The organism is Sphingomonas faeni (genome assembly GCF_030817315.1).
Taxonomy (GTDB): domain Bacteria; phylum Pseudomonadota; class Alphaproteobacteria; order Sphingomonadales; family Sphingomonadaceae; genus Sphingomonas; species Sphingomonas faeni_C.
In genome coordinates this window covers 3573590-3591301 of record NZ_JAUSZF010000001.1, presented here as the reverse complement: position 1 = coordinate 3591301, position 17712 = coordinate 3573590, and the positions used below count along the sequence as shown (strand labels likewise).

Here is a 17712-nt window from a genome sequence, read left to right as displayed (position 1 = left end):
CTCAGGGATGCGCACGAGCCCAGTCCGCAGCGTCCGTTACCTGAGCCGGTGACGGCGTCACGCGCGTATACAGCACGAACTGCTGCAACGCCTGGAGCGTGGCCACCTCCGCCCCGGTGATACACCGCTTTCCCGCCTCAGCCGCGGCACGTAGAAACGGCGTCGCGACCGGATATTGCACCACGTCGAACGCTACGGTGCAGGCGGCGATCATCTCCTGCGGAAACGCCAGCACATCGGCATCCGCTCCGGTCATCCCGCGCGGCGTGGCATTGACCAGCAATGCCGCCTCGCCCGCGGGTTCCGCCGCCCAGGCAAAGCCATACCGATCCGCGATCGCGCGTCCGGCCGCTTCGTTCCGCGCGACGATCGTCCCGTCCCGAAAACCGCTGTCGCCGAGTGCAGCCACCACCGCCTTCGCCATCCCGCCGGATCCTCGCACCGCGAACGGCATCGCCCGATCGAGATCCGCGACCAGATCGACGACCGCGCCATAATCGGTGTTGTGCCCGGTCAGCACGCCGCCGTCGTTGACGATCGTATTCACGCTGTCGATCGCGCTAGCCGACTGCGCCAACGCGTCGAGCAGCGGGATCACCGCCTCCTTGAACGGCATCGAGATCGCGCACCCGCGAATGTCGAGCGCCCTGATTCCACCGATCGCAGCATCTAAGTCGGTGGTCGAGAACGACTTGTAGACGAAATCGAGCCCGGTCAGCTCGTACAGCCGGTTATGAAACCGCGACCCGAAATTCCCCGGTCGCGCCGACAACGACATGCACAACCGCGTGTCTCGTCCAATCAGCGGTTTCATCGACATCTCCTCGTTCGCTCCGTCCCAGTATAGCGTGGATACGCTTGGGTGAAGGCGCGAGCGTCGCAACGACGCTCGCTCACGGTATCCAGGCAGCAGATATGCTCACGCGAAGGCGCAAAGGCGCGAAGATGCCCGACTCCGGGCGAGGCGCTGCGACCTGACGGCACAGGCGCGATAGCACTGAAAAGATTCAAGAAGCAGGAAACCCCGCCCCACGCAAAACCCTCTTCGCGCCTTTGCGCCTTCGCGTGAACACATCGGCGTTCCGCCAAACGCCGCCGTCGCGAAAGGCCCGAACGTTGATTTTGTTCGCGCGGAGGCGCGGAGCCGCGGAGAGTAAGAAGAAGGTTTGGACAGCCTTCCCGCCATGGCCCCGCCCCGGCGAAGCCAATCGTCAAAAGCTGCATTCGCGGACGACCTTCGCCAAGAAAGATCCATCTCCGCTCTTACTCTCCGCGCCTCCGCGTGAACTAAATCAACGCCAGCCGAAGCCGCCGCCCTCGCGACCGGCCAGCCCCGCGCAAAAAGCACAAAAGAAAAGGGAGGCCAGCTTGCGCTGACCTCCCCGATCTTCATTCCGTAACCGACCCGAGAGTCGGTTGGCGAAAGTCTTACTGGCCCGAACCCGGACCGTAGGTGACTTCCACGCGACGGTTCTGCACTTCGCGAACGCCATCGGCGGTCTCGACGCGCGGACGGCTCTCGCCGAATGCTTCCGTCGAGATGACGCTGTCCGGGATGGCATGCGAAGACAGATATGCCTTCACGCCATCTGCGCGGCGCTGCGACAGACCGACGTTGTACGATGCCGAACCCGACTTATCGGCGTGACCTGCCAGCATGACCTGTGCGTTGCCGCACGACTGGTACTGCGTGACGGCGTTGTCGAGGATCGACGCTGCCTCAGGCGTGATGTCCGACTTATCCCATTCGAAGAACACGATGAACGGACCAGGCGAGCAGACGACTTCAACCGGAGCTGGCGGCGGCGGCGGTGCCATCGGCTCAGGCGGCGGCGGCGGCGGCGGCGGCGGCGGAGCAGCAGGCTCGCCGAAGTTGTACGTCACACCACCAAGGATGCTGTGCGAACGGAAGCGACCGTCGAACACGCGGTTCGAGTTGTCGACCAGCTTGACGTTCTCGGCGTTGAAGAAACGATACTTCAGCGTCGCGTCGATGTGGTCGGTCAGTGGTGCACGGATACCGGCCAGGCCCTGATACGCGAACACGGTGTCCGAGTCGTTCAGGAAGTCTGCGTTGGTGATGCCGTACTGCGCCTTGACGCGAGCGACACCGACGCCGCCGCCGACGAAGCCCTGGATGCCATCGTCCGGACCGAAGTCCAGAAGGCCGTTCAGCATGAAGCTGAGAGCCGACGACGAACCACCAGCACCGCTGTAGTTGCCGGCTGCAAAGCCGCCAACCGGCGTGGTCGACGAGAAGCCGTCCACGGTTGCCTTACGGTAGCCGACTTCGGTTTCGAGGCGGAAACCGCCAAAGTCGTAGCCCATTACGGCGTCGACATCGTAACCATAGTCATGATCGACCGAACCGGCATTGTTCAATGCGCCGATATCATAGTCGATGTCTTCAACGATCATCGCACCGCCTTCGACGCCTACGTACCACGACTTGTCGCGGGCGAGGGCGGGAGTGGCGAGTGCGGTGGAGGCGAGTGCCAGAACGACGGCAAGCTTCCGCATATAAATCCCCTTTCATGAGTGTCACACGGACATCGCAAACTCCCTATCCTCGGGCTTGTTTCCACGCAAGCTGACAAAAGTTAGAAGTGTTGCTGGAACGACACAGTTTTATGGATGTTTTAGACGGAAATGAGTCCGTGGCCTCGCAACACGGCCAATATGGCACCAATCGTCGCTCTCGACTGGCCGTCGACGACGGTTCCGCCCGTCGGGTCCGGAACCGCTGCGCGACGTGCGCCCACGACGTCGACCCCGCCGATCGAAACCTTGCTCTCCGGCCAGTACGCCCAGCGTCCAGGTCCCCGCACCGAACCGAGCCGGCTGGCCGTCGGCGATGCTCCACACGGTCATGCCCTCCCGACCGGCTAGGAACCGCCAGCCGCTGCTCGTCCACCCGGCGATCGCCCGCGCCTGCTCGGCCCAGCCGCCGGTCGGTGCGGTACCGACGATCCACGTGCTTCCAGGCGTCGGCGCTACCGGCGGCACGTTGGTTCCCACCGCCACCACGCTCGCCTGCACCGCGAGATCGAGCAACGTCAGCGCTTCATTATGCGTCGTTTCCTTCTGTGCCTGTCCCGGTTGCAGCAACGGCAATGCCAGCCGCGAAGTGCTGTCGTCGCTCATCATTCGTTCTCCCGTTCGATTATCAGGCCGGTACGATCAGTTCCGTCGCCAGGGACTCGCCGAAGATCCCGCGTTGCCGGACGACGACGCTGACGGGCCCGACGCGCTCGACCGCAAGCACCGACACCGAAGGTTCCGCCACCTCGACGTCTCGCGCGGTTGCGCCGGCCGTAATCGTCACGCGGTACGCTTCGGTTTCCTCGGCCAGCGGCGCGTCGACCCCGTCGATCCACCGCCACCCTGCCCGGCTCCGTCGCGTCCACCGCACCGTCGCGCCGCCATCGGCTTCGCTGGAGAACCGCAGATGCACCGGCGAAGGCGGAACCACCGAAGCACCGCGCATCACGCACCGCGTCTCCACCGGCGTATCGTCGCCCACGCCCGACGCGATCACGCGCACCTCGCGTCCCAGCACTGACACCGGCAGGTCGAGCGCCCGCGCCGTATCCGCCTCGATCGTCACGAACCGATCCCCGACCACTTGTATGCCCGCCGCAGCCTCGGTGCCCCGCCGCCCACGCAGCAACTGGCTCAACCGCCACCGCGCGCCACCCAGCGGTTCCGCCCGTCCGAACTGCAACAGCTCGTCCCCCAGCAAAGCCAGGTTAACGCCCCGATCGAGCGCCGCCGCATCCGCATCGCCGAGGTCCATATCCGCATGCGCCAGCGTAACCTCGAACGCCCCCCGCAGATCGGCCAGCGCAGCCGGAGCCCCCGGCGCAACGACCGCGATCGTCCCCAGCACCGCCGGCGCCGCCGTCGCGCCGGCCGCCACCCAACTCACCCCGTCATCGAGGCTGTAGAGCAAGGCCGCCTGCCGCCACGCCGCGCCCGTACCGGCCGCGACGACCAGCATCCGCGGCGCGGACAACGGCGCGTCCTCCAGCCCGGGAACCTCGAACGCCCGCACGATCGTCGCCCCCACGACCGCATCCACCGCCCCCGAAACCCGCCCGCTGGTGGCACTCGCCGGCAAAGACGCTGCCACCAACGGCACCAGCCCCAACGTCGTCACCATCCCCTCGATGCTGACGTCGGCCACCCGCCAGACGCCGCCCTCCCCGGAAATCGTCACGCAAGCGCCCGGCGCGAGTCCCATCGCCCCGAACCCGGCGGCAACGGTTCGCCGAACCCGCCCGGCCTCGGCCCGCGCCAGCATAGCCTCCGCCATCGTCTTAGCCGCGCCCGCCTCCAGCACCGCCGGCACCTCGACCCGCTCATCGCGCATACCAGCCCCCGGCCGCCGAGCCCGCTGCACCCCCGCCTGGTAATCCCGCGCCGCGTCATAATAGCCGACCGTCACGGTCCGAGGCACAGTCTCGATCGCCGCGACCGCCCGAGCCCGCCGCACGCCCTTCCCCTCAACCGCAAACCCCTCGTCGGCGACGACAACGGTCACCCCAGCCGCATCGCGCATCACCAACCCGGCTCCGGAGGGCGCAAACCAGGCCCCGCCAGCCTGCCCCAACATCTCCAGCAACGCCCGAACGCTCCCGCCCGACGCCGCAAACCCGCCCACCGCCAGCGCAGCAGTCCCAGAAACCTCCCCCGCCAGCGCCTTCGCGATCGTCGAAACCAGCACCAGCCCCTCGTCCGCAATCACCTCGAACGTCAGCGAAGGAATGCGATTCCCGAAATCCGCCAGCTGCAACATCTCGAACACGGCGTAGGCGCACCCGCGATACGCCGGCGACGCCCCCTCCGCAGACGCGATCAAAGGATCCACCGCCTGGTCCTCACCCCCCAGATGCAGCCGAAACCCGGTCGCCGTCTTGAAGTCCCCTGCGGCCCCCCGCAGCAGCTTCCCCTCAGCCCAGATCCGCCCCACGCCGCGAATAGCCCGAGCCGACAGCAACACCGCAAAAGACGCCGCATAGGAATAGGTCGAGGTGCTAGGTTGCCCCTTCACACTCCGAGACGAGGCCCGCGTCTCGATCAGGTCGGTCGCCCAGATCACCGTCCCCGCCACGCGCATCGTCCCGAACAGCTTCGGAATCTGCGCCCCATAAGACGAAGTCTGCACTGCCAGCTCGACCAGCCTAGGCCCCTCCCGCCGCTGCGGCCCGAACACCGCGCCGTCCACCGATCGCCCGATCAAGGCGCCGATCGCGCCCCCGATCGGCCCGCCCACCGCGCTCCCCACGGCCGTCAATACCAAGGTCGCCATGTCACCCCTCCATCCGCCAAACCCCAAGGATCGGCCAAGGCGGCATCCCCGGCCGCTCCACCACGCGCCGCAACCCAGCGTCCGCATGCACGAAGCCGCCCGCCGTCCTGATCCCCAAATGAACCTGCCCCGGCCCCGCCGCCATCAACAGCACGTCGCCCGCCACCACCTCGGCAACCCGCACCAGCACCCGATCGAGCAAACCCCAATCGCCACCTCGCAGCGAATACCCGCTCGGAACTTCGCCAGAATACCCCCCAGCCCGCAAAGCCAGCGCAACCAGCCCGACACAATCGAGCCCATCCACACCCCGCCCATGCAACCGAAACCGCGTCCCCACCGCCGCAAGCGCAGCGTCCGCAACGGCGCTCAAGCCCCCGGATACCGCGTGAGAAGATCGATCCCCGGCAAATACGGCTCCCCCCGAAAGTTCACCGCATTCCCAAACCGCCCCGCACACGTGGCGAGACTCTTGTCACACCCCTCCACGACCTCGACCAGCACCCCCGCCTCCACGGTGAACGCCGGCACCGCCCGCAAAGTAACCGCCATCCCGACACCCCGAGCGACAGCATTCTCCAACCCACAATTCGCGCCGCCGAACCACCGCAACAGCCCACCCCCAAGCCCGTCAGCGCCAGCATCCAGCGTCACTACCGCCCCCACGCACGCAACAACCCGAGCAAACCGCCGCCGCCCCGCCATCGCCACCCGGCACCGCCGATCCCCGAGCTCCGCCCGACACTCCGGCGACGTCTCCTCCACCACCGCCCGATCCAGCGCAGCACTCGCCCCCCGCAACTCCGCGGTGAACCCGCCATTCCCCAACTCGACCGCGCCAATAAGGCCCTCGCCCAGTTCCACCCGAGCAGTCGGATCGGTCCAGTCCACCGCAAACAGCACAACCCGAGCCCCATCCCAGCGCCCCGCCAACAAATCCCGCTCCCCAATCGCGGCACTCGTCAAAGCCCCCGCCACATCCATGGTATCCGCCTCCAGGCCATCGGCGCGCTGGATCGCCGAAGGCGTCATCCCCGGCGCCGCCCGGTGCACCAGCCCATCCACCACCAGATCCCGATCATGCGCGGTCAAGCCCACCGCCACCCCATCCCGCCGCTCGATCCGCCAGCACAGCGCGATCGTAGCCAGCTCCACATCCAGAAACATGAGCGTCTCCTCCAAAACCCCCTCTCCCTTCAGGGGAGAGGGAGGGGCCCGCGCGAAGCGCGGGAGGGTGAGGGCACGCACACCAAAACGCGTGCCCTCACCCTCCCGTCGCCTACGGCTCCTCCTTCCCTCTCCCCTGAAGGGAGAGGGTTATTCCCGCACCTCGACCAGCGGCACACTAGCCGCCACCCCAGCCAGAAACGTAGCCCGAGCCACGCTCAACCGATCCTCCGCAAACCGAACCGGCACATCGAACGCAAACCCCGCCGTCACCACCGCCCCCGGAGCAGGCGCCACATCCAGCACCACCCACCCCCCAGCCTCCACCGAGAACGCCGCAGTCCCAACGCCCCCCAAAGCCACCGAAACACTGCCAGCAACCGGCCGAGTAATCCGCCGCTCCATCGCACCATACGACTTCACCAGAGCAAACCGCCGCAAGACCCCATCGCCAACCCCAACCACCTCCCCCACAGCCTCAAAGTCGAAAGGATCCCGCAACCGAAACCCCCGCGCGGCCCCCATCCGCGCCCGAAAGAACGCGAGCAGCACGCCGATATCCGCCTCGCTCCGCAACCCAGGCCCCACATCATACGACGTCCGAGCCTCGGCCCACGCAGCATTGCGAGCCTCCCGCCCCCCGGCACTCGTCAGGATCGCAGTAGAAAACCCAGGCGCCACCTCGGCCTCGCGCCCCAGCTCCAACGGAAACAGCACGTCATCGAACGCATCCACGGCCTCGTCTCCCCCGGAATTATCGAAATGCACGAACCCATCCCGCATCACCTGCGGCAGCGCCCAGAGGAACGTCTCCGCCACCCCCCGAGCCCGAGCCACCTCGGCCGCAGCCTCGATCAGCCCCCACTCCGCCGCCTGGTCAGGACGCAACACGAACCCCGACAGATAATGCTGCCTCTCCACCGGATACCCCAGCCGCGCGAACGCCACCGCCACGCCCTCCGCAGACGACACGCTATCCCCCGCCGTCACCCAGTCGTAATCCTCCAGCTGCAGCACATCGAAAGCAGGACTGGCCCACCCCACCGGCATGTTCGCGCGCTTCGCCTCCGGTGCCTTCGCATCCAGCACGGTCGGCAAATACGTCAGCAGATGCGACACGCACCCCCCCGCCCCCAGCGAAAGCGCGACCGTCTTGACCGCCGCCACAAGCGCCGCCGTAGACGCCGCCAGGCAAACCCCCGCCGCATCCAGCGTCACGATCTGTGCAGGCGTCTTCGACCGCCGGATATTCGCGATCGCCACCGGTGCAAACGCCGCCACCGCGCTAGCGTCATAGAAGCACGGCCGCCCATCCGGCATCACCCACCACCAGGGCTCGCCGACCTGGAACTTCGCCGCCAACCCCGCCGCCACCGCGATCCCGATAAAAGCCCGCGCGACCGCCTGAAGATACCCCATCGCCCCGTCATGCGCTGGCGACAGCAACGTAGACGGCGGCTCCCACCCGGTCAGCGCCGGCGACCCATCGGCGGTCCGCTGCTTCCAGTCGCCCCAGCAATGCGCGTCGAACAGCTCGTAACTCAGCGACCAGATGACATCGAAGCCCAGCGCCTTGGCCCGCCCCGCAAAGTCCCGATGCCAAGCCGCACAAGCCGCGTTCAAGACGCCCCCCGCCGCCGAAACGTAAAACCCGCCGCCTGCCCCCTCAAGCCGGAAATAATGGCTCATCCCGACATAATGCGTGATGCTCCCCCGATACCCCAGATGCAGCGCATTCCGCAGCGCCCTTGCCGGCGTCAGGTTATAACTATCGTCATACCCGCCAGCGATCCGAACCCCCTGCTCCGGCACCACGGCATCGCCGATCGCCAGCACCGCCCCCGGCCCGTCGCAGACGAGATCGGTCCACTCGACCCACCCCTCGCGCGGCGCAGCCAGGGCCACATCCGCCCCCGAATAGTCCGACGGCACTACCGACACGAACATCCGGTCGACATCCCCCGCCCAGACCGGATCGCTATCCTCGGGCAGTTCATACCCGCCGACCATCGCCGCGAAATCGAGCGAGACCACCGCATCCTCCGGCGCCCCCACCGCATAATTCCACAACCGCACATACCAGGACCGAGCCACCCCCGCCGCATCCCGCCCCTCGATCGTGAGTGTCGGGCCATTGATCGCATCCAGCACCATCACCCCCGAAGACCGCCACCGAAACCGCAGCCGACAGTCCCGAAAATCCCGCGACGTCTCATACTTCAACAAAGGATGATCGAAGCGATCCACCGCCTCCCAGATCACCCCCGCCAGATCGTCCGCCTTATAAAACACCGCATCCACTCGCAGCGCGTCAGGACCGGTAGTCACTACGCAAGCCATCATCGGCCGAGGAAAATCCACCGTCCAAAACCGAGGATCGAACCGAGACACACCTCCCTCGACCTGCACAGTCCGAGCCGAGCAAAGCCAATGCGCCATAAATGTTCTCCTACTGTCCCTCGCCCCTACGGGGAGAGGGAGGGGCCCGCGCGCCCTTGCGCGTGGGAGGGAGAGGGGAGTGAGGCTAGGAACGCCCACCCACAGCTCTCCGTCATCCCCGCGGAAGCGGGGACCCATAACCTCGAACGCCAGCGGTCATTCCCGTCGGCCAGCCAGTATGGCTTCCCGCCTGCGCGGGAATGACGGATCGGAGGACGGCTATCCGCCGCAGCCCTACGCCGCTGCCGCCTCACTCCACCGCCAAAGCCGCCTTAACCGCCCTCGCCACCTGCCGCCCCGACTGCGCCAGCACCCCCGCAGCACTCCCCCCAACAGCATTCACCGTAATAGCCACCCTAACCTCCCGAACCCCGCCCCCCGGCGCCCCAACCTCAACCCGCCCGCTGGAGGTAGGCACGAAAACCTCCGCCCCCCGCTCCCCCACGACATAAGCCCGCCCCGGAGAAACCGGCCCGCCGGTCGCCCGCCCAGGCAACCCACCAACCAACCCTGCCAACGCCCCACTCACCCCCCCACCGCCAAGAACAGACTGCACCCCAGCCTTCAAAGCCGCCGAAGCAATCGCATCCAGCGCCGACAGAGCCACCCCCTTCAGCTCCTCGAACCCCAGCTTCCCCGACCGAACCGCCCGCAACAGCCCCACCTCCAGCCGAAGCGCGGCCCGCTCCGCCCCGCTCCCGAGCACCCCCTCCAACTCCCCCCGCATCGCCTCGACATCACGCGAAAATCCAGCGGTGTCCGCCCGCACACTCACCAAAGCCGCATCAAGATCATCCATCAGGAAAAGCCCCCCTCAGCCGCGCGATCGTCGAAGCATCCGGCGGCGCCGTAACGTCGCCCACCAAAGCCCCCACGACCCCCGCCAATTCCGCCGGCGTAGCCCGCCAGAACACCTCCGGCCCCCACCCCAACACCGCCCCCGCAAACCCGGCGAGCCGCCCAGCGCTGTCGGAAAACGTCACTTCCCCGCCAGGATCTGCCGCAACAGCACCCGCAACACCGGCGTGACCGCCGCCAGCCCCGCCTCGACGACAGCCTCCCCCAACCGCTCCCGAGTAACCCCCTCGGGACACTCGCGCAGGCAATGCCAGAACAGCCCCACCATCTCCCCAATCCCAAGCTTTCCGTCGGCGGCGCGCTCGACCAGCGCAAACAAGGACCCCAACTCGCTTTCGGCGGCCACCAAAGCCGCAAAGCTAGGCCGCAAAACAAGAGTCTCCCCCCCAACCCGAAGAGCCCCCTCCCCCCGAACCGAATTCGCCAAATCCGTCATGATAGAATCCTTCCAAATTCCCTCGCCCCTCCGGGGAGAGGGAGGGGCCCGCGCGCCCTTGCGCGTGGGAGGGAGAGGGGAGTGAGGCTCAGGACGCTAATCCCAAAACCCCTCACCCTCCCGTCGCCAAGCGGCTCCTCCTTCCCTCTCCCCGAGAGGGAGAGGGAAAAGGGACAAACCTAACCCACAACAACAGCCCCAGAACTCTCCAGGCTGAGCGTATAAGACCGCTCCCCATTGAAATCCCCGGCATAGTCCAGCCGAGAAACCAGGAACTTCCCCGTCATCGTATCCCCGCCCTCGAACGCCAGCCGATAATCATCCAGCACGCCCGACAGCGCGCTGGCCTTCACCCGCAACTCCGCCACCGACCCGGTAAAAACCCCAGCCCCCGAAACCGAAACGCTCCGAACCCCAGCCCCCGACAGCAACTGCCGCCACCCCCCGGAATCCTTCGTGGTGACAACGATAGCCTCCCCATTCACCGACATCTGCGTCGTCCGCAGCCCCGCGACCGTCGCGTAGACCACCGGCGCCGCCCCGTTCCCCACCTTCAGCAGGAACGCACTCCCCTTCTCCACCGCCATGTCAGCTCCCCTCCATGTTTCCCCGCGAAGGCGGGGACCCAGCCTGCACCGCGCCTTCGCGGTGCATCTCCCAAGTCTCGAAGCTCAACTCTCCCGGTACATCCGCACCAGAAACTCCGACGTCCCCCGCCACCGATCCCCAACCCGCAGCACCCGAGACCGAACCAGCGCCAACCGAACCACCCGCCACCCCTCACCAAGATCGGCCGGAAGCGCCTCCAACCCCTCCTCCGCCGCGGCCAGCAGAGCGCGCACCCGAACCGGCCGCTCCCCACCATCGAACAGCGTCAGCAGAACGCGCCCTTCCCGCCCGACCCAGGTCTTCGTGCTCCAGTCCGACAGCACCGGCTCGTCGACCACCGCGTAAGGCAGCCCCCCACGCACCGGCGGCGCATCGAACACGCTGACATCCAACACCGCGTTCAGCCGAGCCACGACGGCAGTCTGCAAGACCCCCCGCGCACTCACGCCAAGGTTCCGGGCTGCACCCCAAGACCCAACCGCATCCGCCGATACGGCCGCCACAAAGCCGCCACCGCCGCCGGCGGCGCCACATCGCTCTCCCGGTGATCGAACAGATGCGCCACCAGCATCGCCACCCCCTGCGCGATCGGGGCGGGCACCGCCTCGAAGCTCACTGCAAGCCCGGCCGAATACGCGACAGCCACGCGACCAGCAGACCCCGCCGCCAGGACACGAACCCAACCAACCCCATCCGCATCGATATCGACCGCATAAGCCCCGACCGCCAACACGAACGGAGCCCCCTCGCCAGGCAACCCAGTAACCCCAGCAATCACGGTAACCGGCGCAACCAACAACCGCCGCCACCCCGCCGCACTGGTCACCACATCCTCGAACGGCCGCCCAATCACCGCCGCCCCCAGAAAAGCCTCCCCCAGCAGCAAAGCCGTCTGCGCCAACCGCGAGAGCACCGCATCCTCCCCCGTCTCCACCCGCAACAAAGCCCTAGCCGCGACGACCACCTCAGCGATCACCCCGGCAGAAATCGCCGACCCCGTCATAACGATGTCTCCTATCTTCCCTCGCCCCTCCGGGGAGAGGGAGGGGCCCGCGCGCCCTTTGCGCGTGGGAGGGAGAGGGGCGTTGGAACGAGCACTCCTCGACCCAAACCCCTCCCCGTCCCTCAAGCCACCGAGAACTTCATCAACTTGATCGCCTCGGAATTCGTCACGCACCCACCGACCCGCTTGGTCGCGTAGAAATTGACGAAAGGCTTGTTGGTATAAGGATCACGCAGGATCCCAGTCTCGGTCCGCTCGGCGATAATATACCCAGCCCGGAAATTCCCGAACGCGATCGCCAGCGCATTCGCCGCAATGTCCGGCATGTCCTCGGCCTCCACCACCGGATAGCCGAGCAGCGTAGCCGGCACCCCAGCCGCCAGGCTCGGCGCCCAGACGAACGCGCCATCCGTCGTCTTGAACTTCCGAATCCGCGCCAAGGTCGCCGCATTCATGACGAAGCTGGCCCCCTGCCGATAAGGCCCCCGCAAGGACTGAACCAGATCGATCAACCGCTCCTGCGGGTTCGCCGAAAAGTCCCCCGCCGTACCGCTAGCCAGATACTGCAAGGTCCCGAAAGCCCGCACCCCATCCGCAGTCGCAGCAGTAGCCGACGTCAGAAACCCCTTGGGCCGCGACACGCCCGACCCGGACACGAAAGCCGCCCCCTCGGCCTTCGCAAACTCCATAGCGATCTCGCCCGCCAGCCACTCCTCGACATCGAACGCGGCATCGTCGAGCATCGCCTGGCTCGCCGAGGGATTGGCATACAGCTCCCCCGTAGGCGGCGCGATCTCGACGAACACCGGCGAAGCCGTCTGCGGCCGCGCCGCATCCTCCGCCGCCCACCCCGAAGGCGTACCGCTCGCCGTCACCAGCTTGCGATACCCGGCCGAGCCAACCTTCACCACGTTCGCGATCGACCGGATCGGCGACACCGCCTTCAGCAAAGTATCGATCTGAGCATCGATCTCCCGCGGCACCGCAAACCCGCCAGAGTCCCCAGTAACCCCGGTAAAAGCCTTCATCTCCAACGTAGCGCCAGTCCGAACGAACCCCGCAAACGCCGCACTGACACCCAGAGGCGCCGCCCCCTCCAGAACCGGCCGGTCAACAACACCCATGTCCATCTCCTCGCATGAAACGAAAAAAGGCGCCCCGCAGGACGCCCAATGAAACTTCGAAATTCCCTCGCCCCTACGGGGAGAGGGAGGGGCCCGCGCGCCCTTGCGCGTGGGAGGGAGAGGGGCGTGAGGCTAGGAACACCCACCCCAAAGCCCCTCACCCTCCCGTCGCCTACGGCTCCTCCGTCCCTCTCCCCGACGGGGAGAGGGTTTTAGGACACGTCGCTAAGCCACCACCTCGACCCGAGCCAAAGCCTGCATAGGAACCGCCACCAAACTAACCTCCACCAGCGTCACTTCCAGCAACTCCCGCCGCACCCCCTGCCGCACAGACAAAGCCCGATACCCGACAGACAGCCCAGCCACCGCCCCACCCCGCACCAACCGAGCCAGCTCCGGATCCTCAACCACCCCCTCGACCCGCAACCCCCGCGCATCCTCTCGAACCGACGCGAGCAAACCAACCGCCCCCCCATGATGCTGCCACAACAAAGGCACCACCCCAGCCCCAGCGAACGCCCCCCGCCGCACCACATCCCCCGCCCGATCGACGACATCGAACACCGCCGCATACCCAGCGAACGCCACCTCGCCGGGGATCACTTCAACCACGCGGCAAACCCCAGCTTCACCGCCAGCCCCGCAAGCATCAGCGCCATCGCCAGCCGAGCGATCCACCCCACCACCGCCTTCCAAACCGACCGCTTCGCATCCCGCCACGCCGCCAGCAGCTCGCGCAACTCCGCCACGTCCTCCCGAGCCCGCTCGTCACTCAAAGCAACCCGCGCCAAGGCCCGAGCCGCCCCCAACTCCCCAGCCTCCTCCACGATCGCCCGCAACGTCACGAGGTCCACGCCCCGCTCAGCCCCCTGCCGCATCAACTGCGCCAAAACCACCCCATCCATCAGACCACCTCCTGAATTTCCAGCAGCGCCCGCTTCTCCGCATCGCTAAGAAACGAAGCCGCAGACACCATCCCCCAAAGCCGCTCCCGATCCTCGACCAGCGCCGGCACCCGATCGAGATCGACCGAGATCGCCGCCCCCTCGAACCACCCGGCCAACCCCTGAGCGATCCCCGTCAAAACCGAAGACGCCAACGGCAAAACCCCCAGCCGCCAAAGCGCGCGGTTAGCCTCCCGGTAATTCGCGTAAGAGTTATCCCCCGGCAGCCCGAGCAACATCGGCGGCACCCCGAACGCCAGCGCGATCTCCCGCGCCGCCGCCGCCTTCGTCCCCACGAAATCCATATCGGCAGGGGACAGACTCAACGCCTGCCACCTCAGGCCCCCCTCCAGCAGCATCGGCCGCCCCGCATTCCCCGCCCCCGAGAACGACGCCTCCAGCTCCCCCCGCAACCGCTCGAACTGCTCCGTCGACAGCACCGCGCCATCCTTCGGATCGTACATCAGCGCCCCCGAAGGCCGCGCCGCGTTATCCAGCAAAGCCTTGTTCCACCGCGCCGCCGCATTGTGGATCGCCACCGCGCCCGAAGCCGCCCCCAAACACCCCAACCCATAATGATCATCGACCGGATTGAAGCTCTTCAGGTGGATCACCTCCGGCCGAACCGCATCCGCGTGCAGCCGAGTAACCCGCTCCCCGACCCGATACCGATACGCCGCCGGCCACCCACTGGAGTCCGCTTCAACGGCTACCCGCTCGGGCCGAAGCGCAAACAACTCCGCCGCGCCCCCATCGACGTCGCGCAGCACCTGCACATACGCATTCCCATGCAACAGCATCTGCGCCGCCACCGTCTCGATCAGCGACTGCCCCCCGGACCGCGCCGTCACCAACGCGACCAGAGCCGGATCCGAAGCCACCAAAGGCGCCGACCCGACGCACTCCACCACCAGCTTCACCGCCCGCTGGACGATCGCATTCCCCAGATACCCCGCCCGCACCTGCGCCTCGTAAGAGTACGGCACATCCCCAAACGCGCCCTGAAACCCAGGCGCGCTGAGCGCACGCGACAACACCGGCCGCGACTCATCGCGCCCGGATTTCCACCCGAACAATTTCATGGATGATCTCCTGTAAATTCCCTCGCCCCTCCGGGGAGAGGGAGGGGCCCACGCGCCCTTGCGCGTGGGAGGGAGAGGGGAGTGAGGCTAGGAACGCCAATCCCAACCACCCCTCACCCTCCCGTCGCCTACGGCTCCTCCTTCCCTCTCCCCATCAGGGAGAGGGCAAAAACCCCTTTCCCCCCCTCCCTGGAAGGGAGGGGTAGGGGGTGGGTCGGCTTCCGCATATCCAGACCCCCGCGGCAAAAACCGGCCGACCCACCCCCAGCCCCTCCCTTCCAGGGAGGGGAGGAAACAACCCGTTACCCCTCACCACCAAGACGGGAGCAAACCTAAAGCACCCGAACCGAAACCCGCGCCCGCGGCCCCAGCATCACCTCCGTCATAGCCCAAACCAGCGCATCCGCCCGATCAGGCGACCGTCCCGGCCCCTCATACCCGCCGCCCGCAATCAGCCCGCAAAGCTCGTCCTCAAGATCCGGAAACGCCCCCACATGCCAGGCCCGCCCGGACTCATACAAAGCCACCACCGGCTCCGCCCGCGCCACCTTCCCCAGCGCCGCATGCACCAACTTCACCGGCATCGCCCGGTCCGCGCCAGAGAGAACGCTCCCCACCATCTTCCCCCCCTGGTTGGCCTCCGCGATCACCCGGTCGGCCCCGTGCCGCTCGGCACACTCGGCAACAGCCCGAGCCCATCCCTCCGGACTAGCCCCCGACACCCTCGCATCCTCCAGCACATACGCAAACCCATCGACCCCGAGCGCCACGACCACGATCCCGCAGGCATCCCCAGGCCCCCCGGAAACACTCCCGGCGGGAGGATCGACCCCGACGACCACCCGCGTCACCTCGGGCGCAAAGGCCTTCCGCCGCGACTCCACCAACGCCCGCGTCCAAAGCGCCCCCACGACATCCTCGATCAGCTCGCCATCCAGCTCCTGCCGCCCCAACCGCGTCCCCGCGTAAGACGCCGTCATCGACTCCACGAAGCTCACCGGCAGATGCAGGTTATCCGCGGTCCGCCCCTGCGACCGCACCACCCCCGGCAAAGCCAGGATCCGCCGCAACAGCGCCACCGGCCGAGGCGTCGTCGTCACCACGATCCGCGGCAGCGTCCCCAGCCGAAGCCCCATCATCAGATTGTCCCAGGTCGCATTCCCGTTGCGCCATTTCGCCACCTCGTCGCACCACGCCATGTGATGCTCCGGCCCGCGCAACCCCTCCGGCGCCTCCGCGGAATAGGCCGAAGCCAACGCCCCGTTCGCAAACCGCAGCTCCCCCAGCCCGGCCCGCCAGACCGGCTCCTCGTCATCGCGCGCCACCGCGAGCAGCCCGCTCTCCCCCTCGATCATGACCCGCCGCACGTCCTCGATCGTCGCCCCGACCAGAGCGATGCGGGCCCCCGGATTGTCCCGAGCCACCTGACTGACCCACTCCGCCCCGGCGCGGGTCTTGCCGAACCCGCGCCCCGCCAGGATCACCCAGACCCGCCAGTCGTCGCGCGCATCCCCCGCCGCGAGATGCTGCCCCGGATGCGCCCAGATCGCCCACCGGTCATGCAGTTCGTGCCGCTCCGCCGACGTCAGCCGCCCGAGCAGCGTAGCCCGCCGCGCCGCCGGCAACACCGCCAGTTCCGCAATGACATCGCGAGGCGCGTCACCCTCCACCTCGGCCCCCTCGCCCAACGTCTCATCGAATCTCTCGTCGAGCTCATCATCGAGCTCATCGTCGATTCTCTCGTCGAGCGCATCACCGACTGGGGCATCGACTGAAGCATCGATCGCCACCGCGCCCTCCAGATCGTCGCTCATGCCTCGCCCTCGACCGAAGACGCGCGCAACCGCTGCGCCAGCGAATCCAGCTTCTTCGCGATCGAAGCGTTGGTCTCCGACACCGTCGCCCGCCGATGCTGCGGCCGCTTGCCGCCACTGCCGCCCGCCTGCGCCGCCCGAAAGCGCGCCAGCATCGACATCCCGACCTGCACCGCCTGCAACCCTGACAGGTGCATCGCCCCGAACCCCGGCATCGGCCCTGCAACAAACTGCCGGCTCGCCCCGCAGCCCCGCCAGCGTAATCATCAGCAAAGCCTCCTCCAGCCGATCATACCCGCTGACTAGGGCCTCCGCCCAAAGCGCCGCGAACGCCGGCTCCCGCCGCCGCAGCGCATGCGCCCCCGAGGGCGTGATCCCGACACCGATCGCCGCCGTCGTCACGTTCGCCGTCATCGACAGCGCTAGCAGGAACCCCTCGCGTCGTGCCGCGGTCCACCCGTCCTTGCGCACCGTCCGCGCCTGCGTGACGCGATTTCGGCCCCCGTTCAGGACCACACCCACCCCGATCGCCATGCTGAGCCCCCACTTCCCGAACCGCCCGATCCAACCGCAGAACGCAAAAAGGCCGGCGACCCCCGAGGCTCTCACCCCGACCGTCCCGACCTTCCCGGCCAAGCCGTCAGCCCGACCTACAATTCTTCAGCGTTCCTGTTATGTACCAAACGAGCGTGACGATGTCAAGCGCTTTTAACCGATATGGTTCGCAGTTGATGGCGACGATGGGATTACCCGAGCGTCGCGTCTCGATCGGCGGACGACCCCCACCCCGTCCACCGGCTTCGCGCCTCGCCCCGAATGCGCCAGCGACGCATTAGGCTTGGTCCTCAAAGGTTTAAACGCAGACGTTTGGTGCGACGGCGACTTGCCTAAATCCGGTCGTTCGGTCAGGTTCGGGACAAGATTG

The 17712-nt window shown here is 67.2% G+C and carries 18 protein-coding genes; all 18 read right to left on the bottom strand.

What is annotated here, in order from left to right; genetic code table 11:
• Position 1 precedes the first annotated feature (1 nt).
• Complete coding sequence (locus QFZ54_RS16660) at positions 2 to 820, bottom strand: shikimate 5-dehydrogenase (RefSeq protein WP_307088940.1); 819 nt, start codon at positions 818 to 820, stop codon at positions 2 to 4.
• Positions 821 to 1428: 608 nt separating this feature from the next.
• Positions 1429 to 2520, bottom strand: a complete 1092-nt coding sequence (locus tag QFZ54_RS16655) for an OmpA family protein (RefSeq protein ID WP_307088938.1) — start codon at positions 2518 to 2520, stop codon at positions 1429 to 1431.
• A gap of 108 nt (positions 2521 to 2628) precedes the next feature.
• The gene (locus tag QFZ54_RS16650; RefSeq protein WP_307088936.1) at positions 2629 to 3144 is read right to left on the bottom strand and encodes a DUF2793 domain-containing protein; all 516 of its coding nucleotides are present in this window, start codon (positions 3142 to 3144) and stop codon (positions 2629 to 2631) included.
• A gap of 22 nt (positions 3145 to 3166) precedes the next feature.
• The gene (locus QFZ54_RS16645) at positions 3167 to 5311 is read right to left on the bottom strand and encodes a phage tail protein (RefSeq protein ID WP_307088935.1); all 2145 of its coding nucleotides are present in this window, start codon (positions 5309 to 5311) and stop codon (positions 3167 to 3169) included.
• 1 nt (position 5312) lies between these two features.
• Complete coding sequence (locus tag QFZ54_RS16640; RefSeq protein WP_307088933.1) at positions 5313 to 5684, bottom strand: peptidoglycan endopeptidase; 372 nt, start codon at positions 5682 to 5684, stop codon at positions 5313 to 5315.
• Positions 5681 to 6478 (bottom strand): DUF2163 domain-containing protein, encoded by a 798-nt coding sequence (locus tag QFZ54_RS16635; RefSeq protein ID WP_307088931.1) that lies wholly within the window; start codon positions 6476 to 6478, stop codon positions 5681 to 5683. The genes QFZ54_RS16640 and QFZ54_RS16635 overlap by 4 nt, the downstream gene beginning before the upstream one ends.
• A gap of 150 nt (positions 6479 to 6628) precedes the next feature.
• Positions 6629 to 8917: a DUF2460 domain-containing protein gene (locus QFZ54_RS16630; RefSeq protein WP_307088930.1), complete on the bottom strand. Its 2289-nt coding sequence runs from the start codon at positions 8915 to 8917 to the stop codon at positions 6629 to 6631.
• A 250-nt stretch (positions 8918 to 9167) separates the two neighbouring features.
• A complete protein-coding gene (locus QFZ54_RS16625) occupies positions 9168 to 9716 on the bottom strand; it encodes a tail tape measure protein (protein ID WP_373458563.1) in 549 nt (182 codons plus the stop codon).
• Positions 9709 to 9831: a phage tail assembly chaperone gene (locus tag QFZ54_RS20500; protein WP_373458607.1), complete on the bottom strand. Its 123-nt coding sequence runs from the start codon at positions 9829 to 9831 to the stop codon at positions 9709 to 9711. The genes QFZ54_RS16625 and QFZ54_RS20500 overlap by 8 nt, the downstream gene beginning before the upstream one ends.
• A 65-nt stretch (positions 9832 to 9896) precedes the next feature.
• The gene (locus QFZ54_RS16615) at positions 9897 to 10211 is read right to left on the bottom strand and encodes a gene transfer agent family protein (RefSeq protein ID WP_307088926.1); all 315 of its coding nucleotides are present in this window, start codon (positions 10209 to 10211) and stop codon (positions 9897 to 9899) included.
• A gap of 179 nt (positions 10212 to 10390) precedes the next feature.
• Positions 10391 to 10798: a phage major tail protein, TP901-1 family gene (locus QFZ54_RS16610; RefSeq protein WP_128453819.1), complete on the bottom strand. Its 408-nt coding sequence runs from the start codon at positions 10796 to 10798 to the stop codon at positions 10391 to 10393.
• 84 nt (positions 10799 to 10882) lie between these two features.
• Positions 10883 to 11248, bottom strand: a complete 366-nt coding sequence (locus QFZ54_RS16605) for a DUF3168 domain-containing protein (protein WP_307088924.1) — start codon at positions 11246 to 11248, stop codon at positions 10883 to 10885.
• A gap of 14 nt (positions 11249 to 11262) precedes the next feature.
• Positions 11263 to 11823, bottom strand: coding sequence for a head-tail connector protein (locus QFZ54_RS16600; protein WP_307088921.1), 561 nt, complete (start codon positions 11821 to 11823; stop codon positions 11263 to 11265).
• A 122-nt stretch (positions 11824 to 11945) separates the two neighbouring features.
• Positions 11946 to 12947, bottom strand: a complete 1002-nt coding sequence (locus tag QFZ54_RS16595) for a phage major capsid protein (RefSeq protein WP_307088920.1) — start codon at positions 12945 to 12947, stop codon at positions 11946 to 11948.
• A 225-nt stretch (positions 12948 to 13172) separates the two neighbouring features.
• Positions 13173 to 13559 (bottom strand): HK97 family phage prohead protease, encoded by a 387-nt coding sequence (locus QFZ54_RS16590; protein WP_307088918.1) that lies wholly within the window; start codon positions 13557 to 13559, stop codon positions 13173 to 13175.
• Positions 13547 to 13852: a DUF6127 family protein gene (locus QFZ54_RS16585; RefSeq protein ID WP_307088916.1), complete on the bottom strand. Its 306-nt coding sequence runs from the start codon at positions 13850 to 13852 to the stop codon at positions 13547 to 13549. Before QFZ54_RS16585 ends, QFZ54_RS16590 begins: the two co-directional genes overlap by 13 nt.
• The gene (locus QFZ54_RS16580; protein ID WP_307088914.1) at positions 13852 to 14973 is read right to left on the bottom strand and encodes a phage portal protein; all 1122 of its coding nucleotides are present in this window, start codon (positions 14971 to 14973) and stop codon (positions 13852 to 13854) included. The genes QFZ54_RS16585 and QFZ54_RS16580 overlap by 1 nt, the downstream gene beginning before the upstream one ends.
• Before the next feature lie 332 nt (positions 14974 to 15305).
• Positions 15306 to 17321: a DNA-packaging protein gene (locus QFZ54_RS16575; RefSeq protein WP_373458562.1), complete on the bottom strand. Its 2016-nt coding sequence runs from the start codon at positions 17319 to 17321 to the stop codon at positions 15306 to 15308.
• Positions 17322 to 17712 lie beyond the last annotated feature (391 nt).

Coding starts and splice junctions, on each gene's coding strand:
- QFZ54_RS16615 (WP_307088926.1), bottom strand. CDS start 10,211: ATGACGGATTTGGCGAATTCGGTTCGGGGGGAGGGGGCTCTTCGGGTT.
- QFZ54_RS16630 (WP_307088930.1), bottom strand. CDS start 8,917: ATGGCGCATTGGCTTTGCTCGGCTCGGACTGTGCAGGTCGAGGGAGGT.
- QFZ54_RS16575 (WP_373458562.1), bottom strand. CDS start 17,321: ATGGCGATCGGGGTGGGTGTGGTCCTGAACGGGGGCCGAAATCGCGTC.
- QFZ54_RS16610 (WP_128453819.1), bottom strand. CDS start 10,798: ATGGCGGTGGAGAAGGGGAGTGCGTTCCTGCTGAAGGTGGGGAACGGG.
- QFZ54_RS16655 (WP_307088938.1), bottom strand. CDS start 2,520: ATGCGGAAGCTTGCCGTCGTTCTGGCACTCGCCTCCACCGCACTCGCC.
- QFZ54_RS16585 (WP_307088916.1), bottom strand. CDS start 13,852: ATGGATGGGGTGGTTTTGGCGCAGTTGATGCGGCAGGGGGCTGAGCGG.
- QFZ54_RS16635 (WP_307088931.1), bottom strand. CDS start 6,478: ATGTTTCTGGATGTGGAGCTGGCTACGATCGCGCTGTGCTGGCGGATC.
- QFZ54_RS16600 (WP_307088921.1), bottom strand. CDS start 11,823: ATGACGGGGTCGGCGATTTCTGCCGGGGTGATCGCTGAGGTGGTCGTC.
- QFZ54_RS16595 (WP_307088920.1), bottom strand. CDS start 12,947: ATGGGTGTTGTTGACCGGCCGGTTCTGGAGGGGGCGGCGCCTCTGGGT.
- QFZ54_RS16625 (WP_373458563.1), bottom strand. CDS start 9,716: ATGGATGATCTTGATGCGGCTTTGGTGAGTGTGCGGGCGGACACCGCT.
- QFZ54_RS16650 (WP_307088936.1), bottom strand. CDS start 3,144: ATGAGCGACGACAGCACTTCGCGGCTGGCATTGCCGTTGCTGCAACCG.
- QFZ54_RS16580 (WP_307088914.1), bottom strand. CDS start 14,973: ATGAAATTGTTCGGGTGGAAATCCGGGCGCGATGAGTCGCGGCCGGTG.
- QFZ54_RS16660 (WP_307088940.1), bottom strand. CDS start 820: ATGTCGATGAAACCGCTGATTGGACGAGACACGCGGTTGTGCATGTCG.
- QFZ54_RS16645 (WP_307088935.1), bottom strand. CDS start 5,311: ATGGCGACCTTGGTATTGACGGCCGTGGGGAGCGCGGTGGGCGGGCCG.